Here is a 16,062-nt window from a genome sequence, read left to right on the forward strand (position 1 = left end):
GACGGCAACCCGGATCAGGCCCCTCCCCCGTCCCCGTAATACGCCTGCCGCATCAACCGCTCCATCTCGGAGAGCATCGGCATCCGCGGATTGGCGGGCGCGCACTGATCGGCGTACGCGTTCATCGCCTGCTGCGGCAGCGCCGCGAGGAAGGCCTCCTCGTCCACGCCCTCCTCGGCGAAGGACGCGGGGATCCCGCACTTGGCGCGCAGCTCCTCGACCGCGCGGGCGTAGGACTCGACGCCCTCCTCGGGGGTCGCGGCCGGGAGGCCCAGCATCCGGGCGATCTCCTGGAAGCGCTCCGGCGCCCGGTAGACCTCGGCCTTCGGCCAGGGCGTCGCCTTGCCGGACACCGTGCCGTTGTGCCGGATGACGTGCGGCAGGAGGAGCGCGTTGGTGCGGCCGTGGGCGACGTGGAACGTGTTGCCGAGGGTGTGCGCCATGGCGTGCACCAGGCCGAGGAAGGCGTTGGCGAAGGCCATGCCCGCGACGGTCGATGCGTTGTGCATCTTCTCGCGCGCCTCGGGGTCCTCCGCCCCGTTCACGACGCACCGCTCCAGGTTCCCGAAGATGAGCTTGATCGCCTGGAGGCAGAGCCCGTCGGTGTAGTCGTTCGCGTACGCCGACACGTACGCCTCGGTGGCGTGGGTCAGCGCGTCGAAGCCGGAGTCGGCGGTGACGGTCGCCGGGAGCCGCATCGGCAGGACGGGGTCGACGATCGCGACGTTCGGGGTGAGCGCGTAGTCGGCGAGGGGGTACTTCTGCGCGGCCTCCGGGTCGGAGATGACCGCGAACGGGGTGACCTCCGAACCGGTGCCCGACGTGGTCGGGACGGCCACCAGCTGCGCCTTCTCCCCCAGCCCCGGGAACTTGAACGCCCGCTTGCGGATGTCGAAGAACTTCTCCTTGGTGTCCGCGAACTCGACCTCCGGGTGCTCGTACATGAGCCACATGATCTTGGCCGCGTCCATCGGCGAGCCGCCGCCGAGGGCGATGATCGTGTCCGGTCCGAAGTCCCGCATCAGCGCGGCGCCCGCCCGCACCGTCGAGAGCTCCGGGTTGGGTTCCACGTTGTCGATGACCTGGACGGTGACGGCGTCCGGGCGGGCCGCGAGGATGTCGGTCACGCGGGCGACGAAGCCGAGCTTCGACATCGTCCTGTCGGTGACGATCGAGACCCGCTTGATGCCGTCCATCTCACCGAGGTAGCGAAGCGCGTTGCGCTCGAAGTAGATCTTCGGCGGGACCTTGAACCACTGCATGTTGTTGTTGCGCCGTCCGATCCGCTTGATGTTGACCAGGTTGACCGCGGAGACGTTGTTCGACACCGAGTTGTGTCCGTACGAGCCGCAGCCGAGGGTGAGTGAGGGCAGGAAGGAGTTGTAGACGTCGCCGATGCCGCCGAAGGTGGAGGGCGCGTTGACGATGACGCGGACCGCCTTGACGCGCCGGCCGAACTCCTCGGCGAGCTCCTCGTCCTCGGTGTGGATGGCGGCGCTGTGCCCGAGTCCGTGGAACTCGACCATCCGGGCGGCCAGTTCGAGGCCGTGCTCGGTGGTTTCGGCCTTCAGGAGGGCGAGGACCGGGGAGAGCTTCTCGCGGGTGAGCGGCTCGCCCTCGCCGACCTCGGCGCACTCGGCCACGATGACCGACGTGCCCTCGGGGACCTCGAACCCGGCCTGTTCGGCGATCCACCGCGGGGACCTGCCGACGACGGCCGCGTTCAGCTTGGCGCCCGAGCAGTTGTTGGCGAAGGCGGTCGTGCCGAAGACGAACTCCTCCAGCTTGGTCTTCTCGGCCGCCGTGACGACGTACGCACCGAGCCGTTCGAACTCCGCGAGCCCCTCGTCGTAGATCTCCTCGTCGAGGATGGCGGCCTGCTCGGAGGCGCAGATCATGCCGTTGTCGAAGGCCTTGGAGAGCACGATGTCGTGCACGGCCCGCCGCAGCTTGCCGCTCCGGGTGACGTACGCGGGCACGTTGCCCGCGCCGACGCCGAGCGCGGGCTTGCCGCAGGAGTAGGCGGCCTTGACCATCGCGTTGCCGCCGGTGGCGAGGATCGTGGAGATGCCCTCGTGGTGCATGAGGAGGCCGGTGGCCTCCATCGAGGGCTCCTCGACCCACTGCACGCAGTCCTCGGGCGCGCCCGCCTCGACCGCCGCGTCCCGCACGATCCGCGCGGCCTCGGCGGAGCAGCGCTGGGCGCTCGGGTGGAAGGCGAAGACGATCGGGTTGCGGGTCTTGAGGGCGATGAGCGCCTTGAAGATCGTGGTGGAGGTCGGGTTGGTCACCGGGGTCATCGCGCAGACGACGCCCACCGGTTCGGCGATCTCGGTGACGCCGTTCAGTTCGTCGCGGGAGACGACGCCCGCGGTCTTCAGGCCGCGCAGCGAGTTGACGACGTGCTCGCAGGCGAAGAGGTTCTTGACGGCCTTGTCCTCGAAGAGGCCGCGGCCGGTCTCCTCGACCGCCTGCCGCGCCAGCTCGCCGTGCTGGCTCAGCGCGGCGAGGGAGGCCTTCTTGACGATGTGGTCGACCTGCTCCTGGTCGTACGCCGCGAACCTGTCGAGCGCCGTCAGCGCCCTCTCGACCAGTCCGTCCACCATCTCCTTGGCCTGCATGGCGGGCACTCCTTCGTTGAGAGCTTTTCGCTACGCCTCCAATTCCACACCTGCACGCCCCACAAAAGACGCCGAAAAGGGCCCCACCCGCCGGGCAGAAGGTCCTTTCGGGGAATCTGAACCCTCCCGTAAACCAGCTCTGACCTGCATGAAACTCAAGGGACTTTGGACCCTTGCGCGCTTGTGAAAGTTTTCACAAGGAATCCCAAAAAAGCCCCGCCCCCACATTTGCGAGGGCGGGGCTCCAAGCGTCCCGCAGGCTCAGCCGATTTCCGCGCCGTAGGCCGAAAGGGCCTCCGGAACCGGCTGGAAGAAGGTCTCGCCACCGGACGAGCAGTCGCCGCTGCCGCCCGAGGTGAGACCGAGCGCGGTGTCGTCGGCGAAGAGCGCGCCGCCGCTGTCGCCGGGCTCGGCGCAGACCGTGGTCTGGATCAGACCGTCGACCTGGCCCTCCTGGTAGTTGACCGTGGCGTCGAGCGCGGTGACGTCACCGTCGTGGACCTGGGTGGTGCTGCCGCTGCGCTGCACCTTCTGGCCGACCGTGGCGTCCCCGGCCTTGCTGATCGCCTGGGTGCCGCCGTAGAGGTTCACCTCGCTCGGGTGCGCGGTGTCGGCCGTGTACTTGACGATGGCGTAGTCGTTGCCCGGGAAGCTGGACTCCTCGGTGGCGCCGATCTCCTGGCCGCCCTGCGAGTCCGACCAGCTCTTGACCGCGTTGCCGCAGTGCCCGGCCGTCAGGAAGTACGGCTGGCCGCCCTTGACGACGTTGAAGCCGAGCGAGCAGCGCGAACCACTCCCCCAGATCGCGTCGCCACCGGCGATGAAGGGCTTGTACTCGCCCTTGCTGTGCTTCAGTTCGACCTTGCCGCCGAGGCTCTTCACGATCGAGTCGACCTTGTCGAGCTTCGCGCCCTTGACCGTGCGGTCGGCCGTCACGACGACCTTGTTGGTGGCCGGGTCCATCGCCCACGAGGTGCCGGGCACGGCCGCCTTGTCGTCGAGCGTCGCGCGGGCGCTCTTCAGCTCGGCGAGGGAGTTCTCGACGATTCTGGCCTTGCCGCCCGCCGACTCGACGGCGTCCGCCGCGCTCTCGTTCAGCACGTTCACGACGAGGGTCTTGGCCTTCGCGTCGTAGTACGTGCCCGCTGCGTCCGCGCCGAGGTCCTTGCCCAGGGACGAGGCGAGCTTTCCGGCCTTCGCCACGGACAGGGTGTCGGGGGTGGGGGTGGGGGAGTTCTCGCTCGCGTTCGCAGTCTGGAAGGTGACTCCCGCGGCGACCAGCGCGGCGATGCCCGCGCCTGCCACGGCAACACGCCGCTTGGGTATGCGTCGGTGCTTCAAAGCTCACGACCTCCTGTGGGGGGATCGACCCGTCCGGCGTGGGGGCCTGACGGACCGCGAGGCTTACGCGGCACGGAATTGCCACGCTGAAGTAGCCGCGTCCATGCCAAGTTGGCCCGGCTAACTATCCCGATGCATTCCGGTAGCACACAAGGTCTACTTCAGGTCGCGCGCACGAGAACTCCTGTGCGCCCCCTGTGAGTCGAGTGAGCCAGGTCACGCCACGTCGGTTCCCGTTGCAAACACCCCGCGCAAGGAACGATCGTCGGTCTGTAAGGTCTAGTCCTGTCCGGATTTCACTCCTCCGGATGGCCCCGGCTCTCCGACTTCCGCGTCCCGCGCTCCGGAATCCGGCAGCTTCACGGGCTCCGCGCGCGCCACGGAGGGCGCCTCCGCGTGATTCCCCTGCGCCTGCGGCTGTTGCTGTTGCGGCTGTTGCTGAGGCTGCTGCGGTATGGCCTGCTGGGCCCGCTCCAGGAAGCGGAGGAGCTCCACGGGGAAGGGCAGGACGAGGGTGGAGTTCTTCTCGGCGGCGACGGCCACCACGGTCTGCAGCAGCCGGAGTTGGAGGGCCGCGGGCTCCTCGGACATCTCGTGGGCGGCCTCGGCGAGCTTCTTGGAGGCCTGCAGTTCGGCGTCGGCGTTGATGACGCGGGCGCGCCGCTCGCGGTCGGCCTCGGCCTGGCGGGCCATGGACCGCTTCATGGTCTCGGGCAGCGACACGTCCTTGATCTCGACGCGGTCGATCTGCACGCCCCACCCGATCGCCGGGGAGTCGATCATCAGCTCCAGACCCTGGTTGAGCTTCTCGCGGTTGGACAGCAGGTCGTCCAGATTGCTCTTGCCGATGATGGAGCGCAGCGACGTCTGCGCCATCTGCGAGACCGCGAAGCGGTAGTCCTCCACCTCCACGATCGCCTCGGCGGCGTCCACGACCTTGAAGTAGATGACGGCGTCGACGCGCACCGTGACGTTGTCGCGCGTGATGCCGTCCTGGGCGGGCACCGGCATCGTCACGATCTGCATGTTGACCCTGTTGAGCCGGTCCACCATCGGCACGATCATGGTGAACCCCGGTCCACGCACGTTGCGTTGGAGCTTTCCGAGCCGCAGAACCACACCGCGTTCGTACTGTTTGATGACGCGCGCCGCCGCCATCGCGTAGACCGCTCCGAGCGACCCGAGGGTCACCCCCACCGCCACCAGCTCCTCGACCATACCGGCCCCCCAGGGTCCGAATTGGGCGTGTTGCGCGCTCCCTTCGAAGGTAGCTCGCCCCCCGGGCAAGAGCGAGCCCCCGCCCGGTGTCCGGACGGGGGCCTGTGGCGGTGGAGCTTCGGCGGCAACCGCCGTATCAGTGGCCGCTGACCGTGGCCACTGTCGTGTCAGTAGACGCTGACGTTGTACGCGCGCAGCGCCTCGGTGACCGGCTGGAAGAACGTCGTGCCGCCCGACGAGCAGTTGCCGCTGCCGCCGGAGGTCAGACCGAGGGCCGTGGAACCCGAGTACAGCGGGCCGCCACTGTCGCCGGGCTCGGCGCAGACCGTGGTCTTGATCATGCCGTAGACGACGTCGCCGCCGCCGTAGTTCACGGTCTGGTTCAGCGCGGTGACGCGGCCGCTGTGCGTGCCGGTCGTGGAACCGCGCCGGGTGACGTTCTGCCCGACGGTGGCGTCGGCGGCGCGGGTGATGTCCTGGCTGCCCACGGTGCCGGACTTGGTGACGGAGGTGTTCGTGTACTTCACGATGCCGTAGTCGTTGGTCGGGAAGCTGGAGCCCGACGTGGTGCCGAGCACGGTGGTCTTCGCCGAGTTGGACCACCAGGTGGTCGCCCCGTCGGTGCAGTGACCGGCGGTCAGGAAGTAGTAGGTGCTGCCGTTGCGCACGTTGAAGCCGAGCGAACAGCGCCAGCTGCTCGCGTAGATGGCGTCGCCGCCGGAGATGTACTTCTGGAACGTGCCCGGTGTGCGCTCGATCTTCAGTGCGTCGGCGTTGGGCCCTGCCGCGTCCTTGAGCTCGGCGATCTCGGCCTTGGAGACCGTGCTGTCGGCGGTCACGACGACTTGGTCGGTCTTCGGGTCGACGCCCCAGGCGGTGCCCGCGACATCGGCACCGAGGAGGGCGTCACTGGCCTGTTCCAGCTGTGCCGCGCTGAAGGCCGCCGCGCCGTCCTGTGCGGTGGCCGCGGGCACGGCCAGCGCTCCGGCGGCCACGAGTCCGGTGGCCACGGCCAGCAGACGGGTGTGTCTCGATATGCCACTGCGGGAAGTGGTGCGCTTGATCCTCACGTTTGTTCCTCCCGAGGGAAGTCAGTGGGTCCTTGTGGGTTGAGGACCCGTGAGGCGCAGCCAAAGAGACAGCCCTGATTCCGCATACGCCGTGCTCCTGACAAGCGCTGCTCGGGAGTATTGAGGGGCGGGGACGAGCCGCACAAGGGCGCCTTTCGGCCGTCGACCGATCCATGTCGGCCAGCCCCGGTGGGTCGTACCTCTCGTACGCCACCGGGGCTCGCTCCACTTCTCCGGGTGCGCCGGCACCCGTTCGAGTGCTCTGACGTCTCAGTGGTCGCGAAGGTTCCGCTCGCCCGCCGCGATCTCGCTGAGCAGGGTGTTGCCGGGCGGTGGGAAGGGGCAGATGAAGTGGTCGGCGAAGGCGCACGGGGGCAGCAGCGCGCGGTTGAAGTCGACGGTGGTGCGGCCGTCGGCGTCGGGCGCGGCGGGCCGCAGGAAGCGGAAGCGGTAGCTGGAGAGCCCGCTTGAGGCGTCCGCGAAGACCGCCCACAGCGACCCGTCGCCCTCGACGCTCACCTGGAGGGTGTGCTCGACTCCCCCGAGCCGGAAGGAGAGTTCACCGCCGAGTCCGAGCCCGCGCTCCTTGCCGTCCGCGTTGCCGACCGTGACGGTGCGGTCCTCGTCGTACGGGGTGAAGCGCCCCGGCACGGCCCACCGGGCGTCGTACGCGGTGGCGTCGATGCCCCGGAAGACGCGGCGCGCGGCGGCGTCCGGGTCGAAGTCGCGCACCGCCCAGAGGCCCTCGCGCCGGAAGACGACGAGACGCCGCCCGGCGAGCGCGACCCGGGCGTCGGCGACCGGGCCGCTGTCGGCACCGAGCCGGACCTCTCCGGTCAGGGGCTGCCCGTCCACGATGAGGCCTTCGTCGGGGCGCGCGGCCAGGACGACCGCGTCGGGCGTCTCCACCCAATGCCCGGGGATGCCTGGAAGGTGTCCCTCCGGATAGTCGGCGAGCCAGTGCGTGCCGGTGAGGGCGAGCGGCCCGTAGGGGGCCGACACCGTCTCCGTCCGCTGCTCGTGCCAGTGCTTCCAGTCCTGTGCGGCGTCCGTCATAGTGATCAACCCTTCCATACGGGCTCGCGCAGCCCGAGATGGGAACGGAGTGTCGTGCCCTCGTAATCCGTCCGGTACGCGCCGCGCTCCTGGAGCAGCGGCACCACCTTGTCGACGAAGTCGTCGAGCCCTCCGGGGGTGAGGTGCGGCACGAGGATGAAGCCGTCGGCGGCGTCGGTGCGCACGGACTCCGTCAGATCGGCGGCGACCTGGTCCGGGGTGCCGATGTAGGACTGCCGGGCCGTGGTCTCGATGACGGTCTGGCGGATGGAGAGCCCCTTGGCCTCGGACAGGGCCCGCCACTTCGCGGCGACGGCGAAGGGGTCGGTGATCTTCACCCGGCCCTGGACGAGCTCCGAGTCCGGGTCCGGGTCGATGTCGGGCAGCGGCCCGTCCGGGTCGTACGCGGAGAGGTCGACGCCCCAGACCTGCTCCAGGGCGAGGATCGCGTTCTGCGGGGAGATCTGCGCGCGGCGGATCCCGGTGGCCTTCTCCTGCGCCTCGGCGGCGGTGTCGCCGAGGACGACGGTGACCCCGGGCATGATCTTCAGGTCGTCGGCGGAGCGCCCGTACTTCGCGAGGCGGCCCTTCACATCGGCGTAGAACTCCCGTCCGGCCTCCGGCGTGCCGTGCCGCGTGAAGATCACGTCGGCGGCGGACGCGGCGAACTCCCGCCCCTCCGGCGAATCGCCCGCCTGGATCACGACGGGGTGCCCCTGCGGGGAGCGCCGCACGGGGAACTCGCCCTCGATCGAGAAGTGCCGCCCCCGGTGCGCGAAGGGCCGCGGCCTGCCCTCCGGCGACCAGGAGTCCCACAGTTCGCGCGCCGTCGCCAGGAACTCGGCGGCGCGGGTGTAGCGGTCGGCGCGGTCGAGGTAGCCGCCGCGCCGGAAGTTCTCGCCGGTGAAGGCGTCCGAGGTGGTGACCACGTTCCAGGCGGCGCGGCCCGCGCTCAGGTGGTCGAGCGAGGCGAACCTGCGGGCCAGCTCGAAGGGTTCGTTGAAGGTGGCGTTGACGGTGCCCGCGAGGCCGAGCCGCTCGGTGACGGCGGCGAGCGCGGTCAGGACGGTGAGCGACTCGGGCCGCCCGACGACGTCCAGGTCGTGGATCTTCCCCTTGTGCTCGCGCAGCCGCAGCCCTTCGGCGAGGAAGAAGAAGTCGAAGAGGCCGCGCTCGGCGGTGCGGGCGAGCGACGTGAAGGACGAGAAGTCGATGTGCGAGCGGGAGCCGGGGTCGGACCAGACGGTGGTGCTGTTGACCCCGGGGAAGTGGGCGGCCAGGTGCACCTGCTTGGGTCGCTGTGTCATGCGGACTCCCCCGTGAGCGCGGCGTATCGGTTGGCGGGCCGGGCGAGCCCCAGGTGTTCGCGGAGCGTGCTGCCCGGATAGAAGGTGCGGAACAGGCCGCGGTGCTGGAGCAGCGCGACGGTGCCGTTGACGAGCCGCTCCAGGTCACGGCGCGGCTCGGCGGGCGTGAGGTGGAAGCCGTCGACGGCGCCCGCGCGGTGCCAGCCCGCGATCAGCTCCGCCAGGTCGACGGGCCCGCCGCGGTAGGCGGGACCCTCCGCGGTGGGCAGCGGTCCGCCGCCGTGCCCCGGCTCCGCGGCGTGCTCGCCGCCGCCGAGGTCCACGTCGAGGGCGGCGAACACGAGGAGCGTCCGCGGGTCACGGCCGAACCGGGCGGCCAGGCCGCGCAGTTCGGCCCGGGCGGCAGCGGCCCGTTCGGCGGACGCGGCGCGCACGAGGGCGACGTCCGCGTACCGGGCCGCGGTCTCGCGGGCCTGCGGCGCGGTCGCGTCGACGACCCGCACCGGGTGGCCCTGCGGCGGCCGCGGCACGATGGAGGGCCCGCGCACCGAGAACGAGCGGCCCGCGAAGTCGGCGTAGTGCAGCTTGTCCCGGTCGATGAAGCGGCCGGTCGCCACGTCCCGTATCTCCGCGTCGTCCTCCCAGCTGTCCCACAGCCGGGCGGCGGCGTCGGCGACCTCACCTGCCTCCTGCCACAGCTCCTCGCGCGGCGCGGCACGGCGCCGCCCGAAGAGCCGGGCCTCGGCCTCGGTCGCCGACACGTCGAGCGCCCAGCCGGCCCGCCCGTGGCTGACCCAGTCGAGGGTGGCCACGGCGGCCTGCACGTGGAACGGCTCGGTGTGCGTGGTCGTGACGGTCGGCACGAGGCCGATGCGTCCGGTGCGGGGCGCGATCCTCGCGGCCACGGCGAGCGCGTCGGGCCCGGGGCGCGCGAAGGAGTCCCCGAGCGTCACGAAGTCCAGCGCCCCGCGCTCGGCGAGCAGCGCCGACTCGGCGTAGGCGTCGGCCTCGTAGGCGTCGGGGGCGCCGGTCCTGTCGATGGCGACGGCGAGGTGGAGCGGGCCGCGGCCGGTCGCCGCGTCCTGGGTGGGGTGCGAGGCAGTCATGCGAGGGCTCCTAGAGGACCTTGGAGAGGAAGGCGCGCGTGCGGTCGTGGCGCGGCCTGTCGAGTACGTCGGCGGGGGCGCCCTGTTCGACGACGCGGCCGTCGTCCATGAAGACGACGGTGTCGGCCACCTCGCGGGCGAAGCCGATCTCATGGGTGACGACGATCATCGTGGTGCCCTGCCGGGCGAGGTCCTTGATGACGTCGAGGACCTCGCCGACGAGTTCGGGGTCGAGGGCCGAGGTCGGCTCGTCGAACAGGAGCAGCTTCGGCTCCAGGGCGAGCGCGCGGGCGATGGCGACGCGCTGCTGCTGTCCGCCGGAGAGCCGCTCGGGGTGGACGTCGGCCTTGTCGGCGAGGCCGACCCGCTCCAGGAGCTCGCGGGCGGCCCGCTCCGCGGTGGCACGCGGCCGTTTGAGCGCGGAGACCGGCGCCTCGACGATGTTCTCCAGCACGGTCAGGTGCGGGAAGAGGTTGAAGTTCTGGAAGACGAAGCCGATCCGGGTGCGCTGCTTGAGCACATCGCGTTCGGGCAGCTCGTACAGCTTGTCGCCGGAGCGCCGGTAGCCGATGAGGGAGCCGTCGACGGAGACCTGTCCCGCGTCGACCTTCTCCAGGTGGTTGATGGTGCGCAGGAGGGTGGACTTGCCGGATCCGGACGGGCCGAGGACGACGGTGACCTCGCCCCTGCCGACCCGCAGGTCGACCCCCTTCAGCACCGGCAGGGAGCCGAAGGACTTGTGCACGGAACGGACTTCGACCATGGGGTCGGCGCTGGGGGCTTCACTGGACAGGGGCATGGGCTCGTCGGGTTCCTCGGGTCGTGGCGGTGCGCAGGAAGTCGAGTACGGCGCGTGCGGTGGCGTCGTTCTGCCGGAAGGTGGGGCTGTTGGTGCGCGGCCGGGTGAAGGCGCCCGCGCCGCGCGCGTCGGTGTGCGGGCCGAGCGCGAAGCGGCGCGGATGCGGCACGCCCGCCCGGTCGAGAACCCGTCCGTCGGCCGGGTCGACGGCGAGGAGCCCCGCGGCGGTCGACGCGGCGCCCTCGGCGTGCAGGGCGCGCAGCAGCGGGTCGCGGGTGCGGGCGAGGGTGGGCTGCGGCAGCCGCGCCTCGACGAGCGCGCGGGCCTCGGTGACCTGTCCCGGCAGGGTGGGGCTGTGGGCGCGGAACACCCCGTCCTCGGCGGTGACCTGTACGTCCGCGCCGAGGAACCGCACCACTCCGGCGCGGGAGAGGGCGAGCAGCTGCCTCAGCCGGGGTCCCGGCGGCCCGGACGCGAGGTAGCTGAAGAAGCCGTGCCACCACGTCCCCACGTCGCCGAGCCGCACCAACTGCCCGTACACGGAGAGCAGTCCGAGGAAGACGGCGAGGTCGGGGCTGTGTGCGGGGTCGTGGCGGCGGGCGAGGTCGTCGGCGATGTGGCCGCGCAGCCCGTCCTGCAGCGCCGCGTACGAGGTGTAGCGCACCCCGGCCAGGGGGTGGTCGAGTGCCGTGAGGTCGAGCCGGTCGGCGGGGTCGGGCACGGCGGAGGCGACGAGGGCGTCCAGTTCGGGGCTGCCGGGGTCGCAGGCGGCGTACTTCTCGTCGAAGTCCGTCCAGGCGGTCCTGGTGCGCTGGGGGTGCGCGGTGAAGAGGCGGTGGTAGTGGGCGAAGCCGAGCTCCTTCTCGACGAGCGGCCAGACGTCCCGCCGGAAGTCGAACCCCCCGGGCCTCGCGAGGAGTCCATCGATCTCGTCAGGTCCCAAGTAGCGCGGCAGCGGCGGCCGTTCGCCCTCAAAGTCGTAGCCGATCTTCGAGTGGTAGGGGACGCCGCGCCGCGAGCCGACGTACAGGACGGGCTCGCGGCCCGAGGGGTGGTACGTGTCCCCTTCGTACCGTCCGCCGCGGCCCTCGGTGAGCAGCACCATCAGGTCGACGAAGGCCAGGCCGAAGCCGCGCACGATGACGGGTGCGCCGGGCGCGAGCCGGGACAGATCGCTGTCGGCGGTGAAGTCGGGCGGCAGATGTACGAGCCCGGACCGTTCCGCGTAGGCGGCCAACTCGGCCTGCTCGGCGTCGAGTTCGGCGTCCAGGTGTCCCATGGCCAGGATGACGAGGTCGGCGGCGATGGGCTTGTCGAAGCCCTCGACGGTCACCTCCTGGCGGGAGCCGTGCGCGCCGGTGACGCGCAGCGCCCTGCGCCGGTGGTGGTGGACGACGGCGCCCTCGGGCAGGGCGGCGACGGCCTTCTCGTACACCCAGCGCAGATACGCGCTCTGTTCACGGCGGCCCAGGAAGGACCGTCCGTCGTGGCCGGTCCACTCGTGCAGGGCGGGGCCCGGCAGGACGGGGCCCGCCACCTCCACCGTGGCGTCGGTGAACATCGTGACGTCCTGGGCCTGCGAGTTCATCCAGAGCAGCGGCGACTGGTCGTGGCGCCAGATGCGGCCGCCGCCCGGCGGGTAGGGGTCGACGAGGTGGATGTCGAGCCCCGGACCGTCCCCGTCGTACAGCTCGGGGGCGTTGGCGGCGAGGCGCTCCAGGATGCCGGTGCCGCGCGGGCCCGCGCCCACGATCACCAGGGAGCGCCTCACCGGGCACGCTCCGAACCCCGCGCATAGTGCCGCTCGACGTAGTACTGGCCGACGCTGAGCACCGAGGTGACCACGACGTACCAGATGGTGGCGACCATGAGCAGCGGGATGACCTGGTAGGTGCGGTGGTAGACGAGCTGCACGGAGTAGAGCAGGTCCTGCACGGCGATGACGGAGACGATCGAGGTGCCCTTGAGGGTGCCGATCAGCATGTTCCCGGCGGGCGGCACGATGGACCGCATGGCCTGCGGCAGGATGATCCGCCGCCATCTGCGCCACCGCCCGAGGCCCAGCGACTGCGCGGCCTCGGTCTGCCCGCGGCCGACGGAGAGGATCCCGCCGCGCACCACTTCGGCGGCGTAGGCGGCCTCGTGCAGGGTGAGCCCGATGACGGCGATGGTGACCGGGCCGAGCAGGTTCACCGTCTTCACGCCGAACAACTGCGGGTACAGCGCCCCGATGTTGAACCAGAAGAGCAGCTGCACCAGGATCGGCATCGACCTGAAGAACCAGACGTATCCGCAGCTCACCGCCCGCAGCACGGGGTTGGCGGAGAGCCTGCCCATGGCGAGGAGCGTGCCGAGGGCGAAGCCGAGCACCATGACGAGGGCGGTCAGCCAGAGCGTGAGCCCGAGCCCGCGCAGCACGGACGCCGAGGTGAAGTAGTCGCCGACGACGTCCCACTGGAACGCCTCGTTGCGTACGACGGAGTTGGCGACCAGCGCGAGCAGGACCAGGACGGCGACGGCCGCCGTCCACTGTCCCGCGCGGGGGCGGGGCACGATGCGGGGCGTGTCGGGGAGCTCGGGAGGATCCCGGGGCTCGGGGGCGGTTGCCACTTTGGCGAGGGTCTCGGAAGACATGCGGAAGGCTCCGTGGATACAGAAGATCGAACACGGGTGATGCCTTCACACGGACCGAGCCCCTCAGCACGATCCGCCTTGAGATTACGGTGCGCCGCACGCGCGCTGTCAAGGCTGTCCAGGATGTGAGCCCTACGTCTCACGGCAGTTGACGCGGAAACGGATGCCTGTTCCACTTGGCCCATGCATCCGCAGCAGTGGCTGGTCACGCGCTCCCACATCGACTTCGGTCGAGTGTGGTCGGCGTCTTGTTGATGTCTCTCTGAGCCGACCCCCTGCGCTTCACGCACCCCTGAGCCAGCTCCGCGTCCGCTGAGCCCGCTCGCCCTGTCCGGGTCGGCACCCTGCGCTCTCCGCAAACACGACGCCCGTGCACCCGCACGCCGTCGCTCCCGCCTTCACACGCGTACGCCGCCGCCCCTGCCTCATGGGCGCACGGCACCCCTCCCCTCGTACGTCCGCTTCGCCCTTGCCTTGCCCTGCCCTGCCCTGCCGAGCTGGAGACCGTCACACCATGAGCAAGCCCCCGCATTCCCGCCGCATCCCTGCGGCCTTCGCCCTGATCACCGCGGCCGCCCTCGTACTGACCGGCTGCGGCTCCGGCGACGCCGCGGACACCGCGGGCGGGGCCGCCCCCGCGGGCAGGAGTGCCGAGATCCCGACCGCGGACGTGGTCTCGTCGGTCCGGAAGGACGAGGCCGCGGCGAAGCTGCTGCCCGCGGACGTACGCGACCGGGGCTCGCTCTCCATCGCTTCCTCCGTCGGCGGCACCCCGCCCGGCGCGCTCTACCTGGAGGACGGCAGGACGATCGTCGGCCAGGACATCGACTTCGCGGACGCGGTCGCAAGGACCCTCGGCCTGAAGCTGAAGCGGGAGGCCGCGAGCTTCGAGGCGATCCTGCCCGCCCTGGGCAGCGGCAAGTACGACCTGGGCACGGGCAACTTCGGCGTGACCGACGAACGCCGCAAGACCATCGACTTCGTCACGTACATCAACGACGGCCAGGGGTTCGCCGTCCGCAAGGACAGCGACCTGAAGAAGGTCACCGGCTTCGAGCAGCTGTGCGGCCTGAACGTGGCGACCGGCGCGGGCACCACCTTCGAGGTCACCCTTGAGGACAACAAGCACGTCTGCGAGGACGCGGGCAAGAAGCCCTACAGCGTGAAGACGTACGCCGAGCAGGGCGCGATCTGGGCCGCGCTGCAGCAGGGCCGCGCCGACGTGGTGATGTCCACCATCAACGGCCTGCGCTACGCCGTGAAGCAGCAGGAGGGCCTGAAGTTCCTCGGTGAGTACCGGCGGCTCGACGTCGGCTTCGCCTTCAAGAAGGACACGAAGCTGGCGCCCGCGTTCCGGGCCGCGGTCGACCGGCTGATCAAGGACGGCACGTACGACCGCATCCTGAAGAAGTGGGGGACGCAGGGCTCCGCGATCGAGAAGTCGCAGATCTCGCCCCCGGAGATCAAGAGCTGACGCACGATCACGGCCCTGGCGGACGGCCACGGTCCTGACGGTCGGTCACGCGTCCCGGCTAGAGCCCGCAGTCGCAGCAGGAGCAGCACTCGCAGATGCCGCAGCAGCCACAGTCGCAGTCGCAGTTGTTGCAGCAGCCCTCGCGCTTCTTGCGGGACCAGGGGCCTTCGTAGTGGTCGGCGCAGCACATCTTGCAGGTGCAGCAGAGCCCGATGGCGACGGCACACCCCGCCCAGAAACCGCGCTTGCCGGGCTTCGGGGGCTGCGGCTCGAAGGCGGGCCCACCGCCGAAGCCACCGGGCCCTCCGGGGCCGACAGGCCCTCCGGGACCACCGGGGGCCCCGCCGCCGTACGGATTGCCACCGCCGTACGGATTGCCGTTCCCATACGGATTGCCGTCCCCGTAAGCCCCGCCCTGCGGCGGAGCACCGTACGGGCCACCACCCTGCGGCGGCCCGAAGGAGCCGCCCTGATGTGCCGTCACCTCATGTGCGTGCCCGCACGCGTCGGTGCCGAAGGCCCGGTCGATCGACCTGCCCAGCTCGTGCGCGAGCAGCAGGTGCGCCAGCTTGCCGTCGGTGAACTCGGCGTCGCGCAGTGCGAGCCGGATGCCGTGCAGCGCGTCGTCGGCAAGACGCCGCGCCTCGGCCGGCGAGGTGCCGGTCGCGGTGAGCGGGTTCCACGCGCCCGACGCGGCGTCAGCTTCCTTGTCCTCCACGGCGTCGAGCAGGTGCGCGAGCCTACCGAAGAGGCGACCCGCCTCGGCGAGCGGCGCCGCGTTGCCCGGCCGCCCGGCGAGCACGGCGGTGTGCGCGAAGGCCGCGGCGGTCGCGGTCTCCGTCGGCTCGGTGACCGCGAGCAGCGAGGTGCCGGGGCCCGCCAAGGACTCGATTCCGGCCTGCCGTTCGACGGCGTCGACCAGGACCGCCGTGTCGAAGCCCACAGCGGCGCCGGTCCGCGCGCCCGCCTTGTCCCAGTTCCTGGCCACGCGCCGGGCGGCGACGGCCACCGGCCTGCGCGCCAGGATCCCGTCCCCGTCGACGACATGGTCACGGACCTTGGCCGACGCGAGCACCAGCGAGACGGCGGCGGCGAGCCGCGCACCCTCCCCCTGGGCCACGGAGGCGGTCCGCATCCCGCGCAGCGGGCAGGGCCCCGCGGTGCGCCGCCACCCGGTCGACCGCTCGGCCTGAGCCTCCGTCAGAACCGAGATGATGAGCCCGTCGTAGTTGGTCACGACGCGTGCGAACTGCCCGTGGTCACCGCGCAGCGCGAGGCAGAGCCCGCACAGGTGCGCCATCCACTGGGTCTTGAGCCCTTCGCCGAGGCGATGGCTGCAGGGCCTGACGATTCCGAACAAGACGACTCCCCCGAGAGGCCCGTATGTGATCAACCCCGGCATCGTAGCGAGGGTCCCGTTCACCCGTACGCACCGG

General features: G+C 71.0%; 12 protein-coding genes. 1 reads left to right on the top strand and 11 read right to left on the bottom strand.

Annotated features, from left to right (window positions below):
- Positions 1–14 precede the first annotated feature (14 nt).
- From adhE to AC068B_RS35370, 10 genes are all read right to left on the bottom strand, one after another.
- Positions 15–2,621, bottom strand: a complete 2,607-nt coding sequence (adhE, locus tag AC068B_RS35325; RefSeq protein WP_478675595.1) for a bifunctional acetaldehyde-CoA/alcohol dehydrogenase — start codon at positions 2,619–2,621, stop codon at positions 15–17.
- 261 nt (positions 2,622–2,882) lie between these two features.
- A complete protein-coding gene (locus tag AC068B_RS35330) occupies positions 2,883–3,962 on the bottom strand; it encodes a S1 family peptidase (protein WP_478675596.1) in 1,080 nt (359 codons plus the stop codon).
- 279 nt (positions 3,963–4,241) lie between these two features.
- Positions 4,242–5,180: a slipin family protein gene (locus AC068B_RS35335; RefSeq protein WP_478675597.1), complete on the bottom strand. Its 939-nt coding sequence runs from the start codon at positions 5,178–5,180 to the stop codon at positions 4,242–4,244.
- 167 nt (positions 5,181–5,347) lie between these two features.
- A complete protein-coding gene (locus AC068B_RS35340) occupies positions 5,348–6,250 on the bottom strand; it encodes a S1 family peptidase (protein ID WP_356257842.1) in 903 nt (300 codons plus the stop codon).
- A gap of 270 nt (positions 6,251–6,520) precedes the next feature.
- Positions 6,521–7,306: a DUF1684 domain-containing protein gene (locus AC068B_RS35345; protein ID WP_478675598.1), complete on the bottom strand. Its 786-nt coding sequence runs from the start codon at positions 7,304–7,306 to the stop codon at positions 6,521–6,523.
- A 5-nt stretch (positions 7,307–7,311) separates the two neighbouring features.
- Positions 7,312–8,613: an NtaA/DmoA family FMN-dependent monooxygenase gene (locus tag AC068B_RS35350; protein ID WP_478675599.1), complete on the bottom strand. Its 1,302-nt coding sequence runs from the start codon at positions 8,611–8,613 to the stop codon at positions 7,312–7,314.
- Positions 8,610–9,719, bottom strand: a complete 1,110-nt coding sequence (locus AC068B_RS35355; protein WP_478675600.1) for an LLM class flavin-dependent oxidoreductase — start codon at positions 9,717–9,719, stop codon at positions 8,610–8,612. Before AC068B_RS35355 ends, AC068B_RS35350 begins: the two co-directional genes overlap by 4 nt.
- A gap of 10 nt (positions 9,720–9,729) precedes the next feature.
- A complete protein-coding gene (locus tag AC068B_RS35360; RefSeq protein WP_478675601.1) occupies positions 9,730–10,518 on the bottom strand; it encodes an amino acid ABC transporter ATP-binding protein in 789 nt (262 codons plus the stop codon).
- Positions 10,502–12,289, bottom strand: a complete 1,788-nt coding sequence (locus AC068B_RS35365) for an FAD/NAD(P)-binding protein (protein ID WP_478675602.1) — start codon at positions 12,287–12,289, stop codon at positions 10,502–10,504. Before AC068B_RS35365 ends, AC068B_RS35360 begins: the two co-directional genes overlap by 17 nt.
- Positions 12,286–13,152, bottom strand: coding sequence for an amino acid ABC transporter permease (locus AC068B_RS35370; protein ID WP_478675603.1), 867 nt, complete (start codon positions 13,150–13,152; stop codon positions 12,286–12,288). Before AC068B_RS35370 ends, AC068B_RS35365 begins: the two co-directional genes overlap by 4 nt.
- A 514-nt stretch (positions 13,153–13,666) precedes the next feature.
- Between AC068B_RS35370 and AC068B_RS35375 the strand changes: the two genes are divergently transcribed.
- A complete protein-coding gene (locus AC068B_RS35375; protein ID WP_478675604.1) occupies positions 13,667–14,626 on the top strand; it encodes an ABC transporter substrate-binding protein in 960 nt (319 codons plus the stop codon).
- A gap of 58 nt (positions 14,627–14,684) precedes the next feature.
- Here AC068B_RS35375 and AC068B_RS35380 read toward each other — a convergent pair whose 3' ends face one another.
- Entirely contained in the window at positions 14,685–15,986 is a 1,302-nt protein-coding gene (locus AC068B_RS35380) for a DUF5685 family protein (RefSeq protein ID WP_478675605.1), read from the bottom strand.
- Positions 15,987–16,062 lie beyond the last annotated feature (76 nt).

This window comes from Streptomyces sp. NPDC042371 (assembly GCF_056437465.1).

Excerpts from the sequence above, each read along its gene's own strand:
- adhE (WP_478675595.1), bottom strand. The coding sequence starts at position 2,621 with ATGCAGGCCAAGGAGATGGTGGACGGACTGGTCGAGAGGGCGCTGACG.
- AC068B_RS35335 (WP_478675597.1), bottom strand. The coding sequence starts at position 5,180 with ATGGTCGAGGAGCTGGTGGCGGTGGGGGTGACCCTCGGGTCGCTCGGA.
- AC068B_RS35345 (WP_478675598.1), bottom strand. The coding sequence starts at position 7,306 with ATGACGGACGCCGCACAGGACTGGAAGCACTGGCACGAGCAGCGGACG.
- AC068B_RS35350 (WP_478675599.1), bottom strand. The coding sequence starts at position 8,613 with ATGACACAGCGACCCAAGCAGGTGCACCTGGCCGCCCACTTCCCCGGG.
- AC068B_RS35355 (WP_478675600.1), bottom strand. The coding sequence starts at position 9,719 with ATGACTGCCTCGCACCCCACCCAGGACGCGGCGACCGGCCGCGGCCCG.
- AC068B_RS35360 (WP_478675601.1), bottom strand. The coding sequence starts at position 10,518 with ATGCCCCTGTCCAGTGAAGCCCCCAGCGCCGACCCCATGGTCGAAGTC.
- AC068B_RS35370 (WP_478675603.1), bottom strand. The coding sequence starts at position 13,152 with ATGTCTTCCGAGACCCTCGCCAAAGTGGCAACCGCCCCCGAGCCCCGG.
- AC068B_RS35375 (WP_478675604.1), top strand. The coding sequence starts at position 13,667 with ATGAGCAAGCCCCCGCATTCCCGCCGCATCCCTGCGGCCTTCGCCCTG.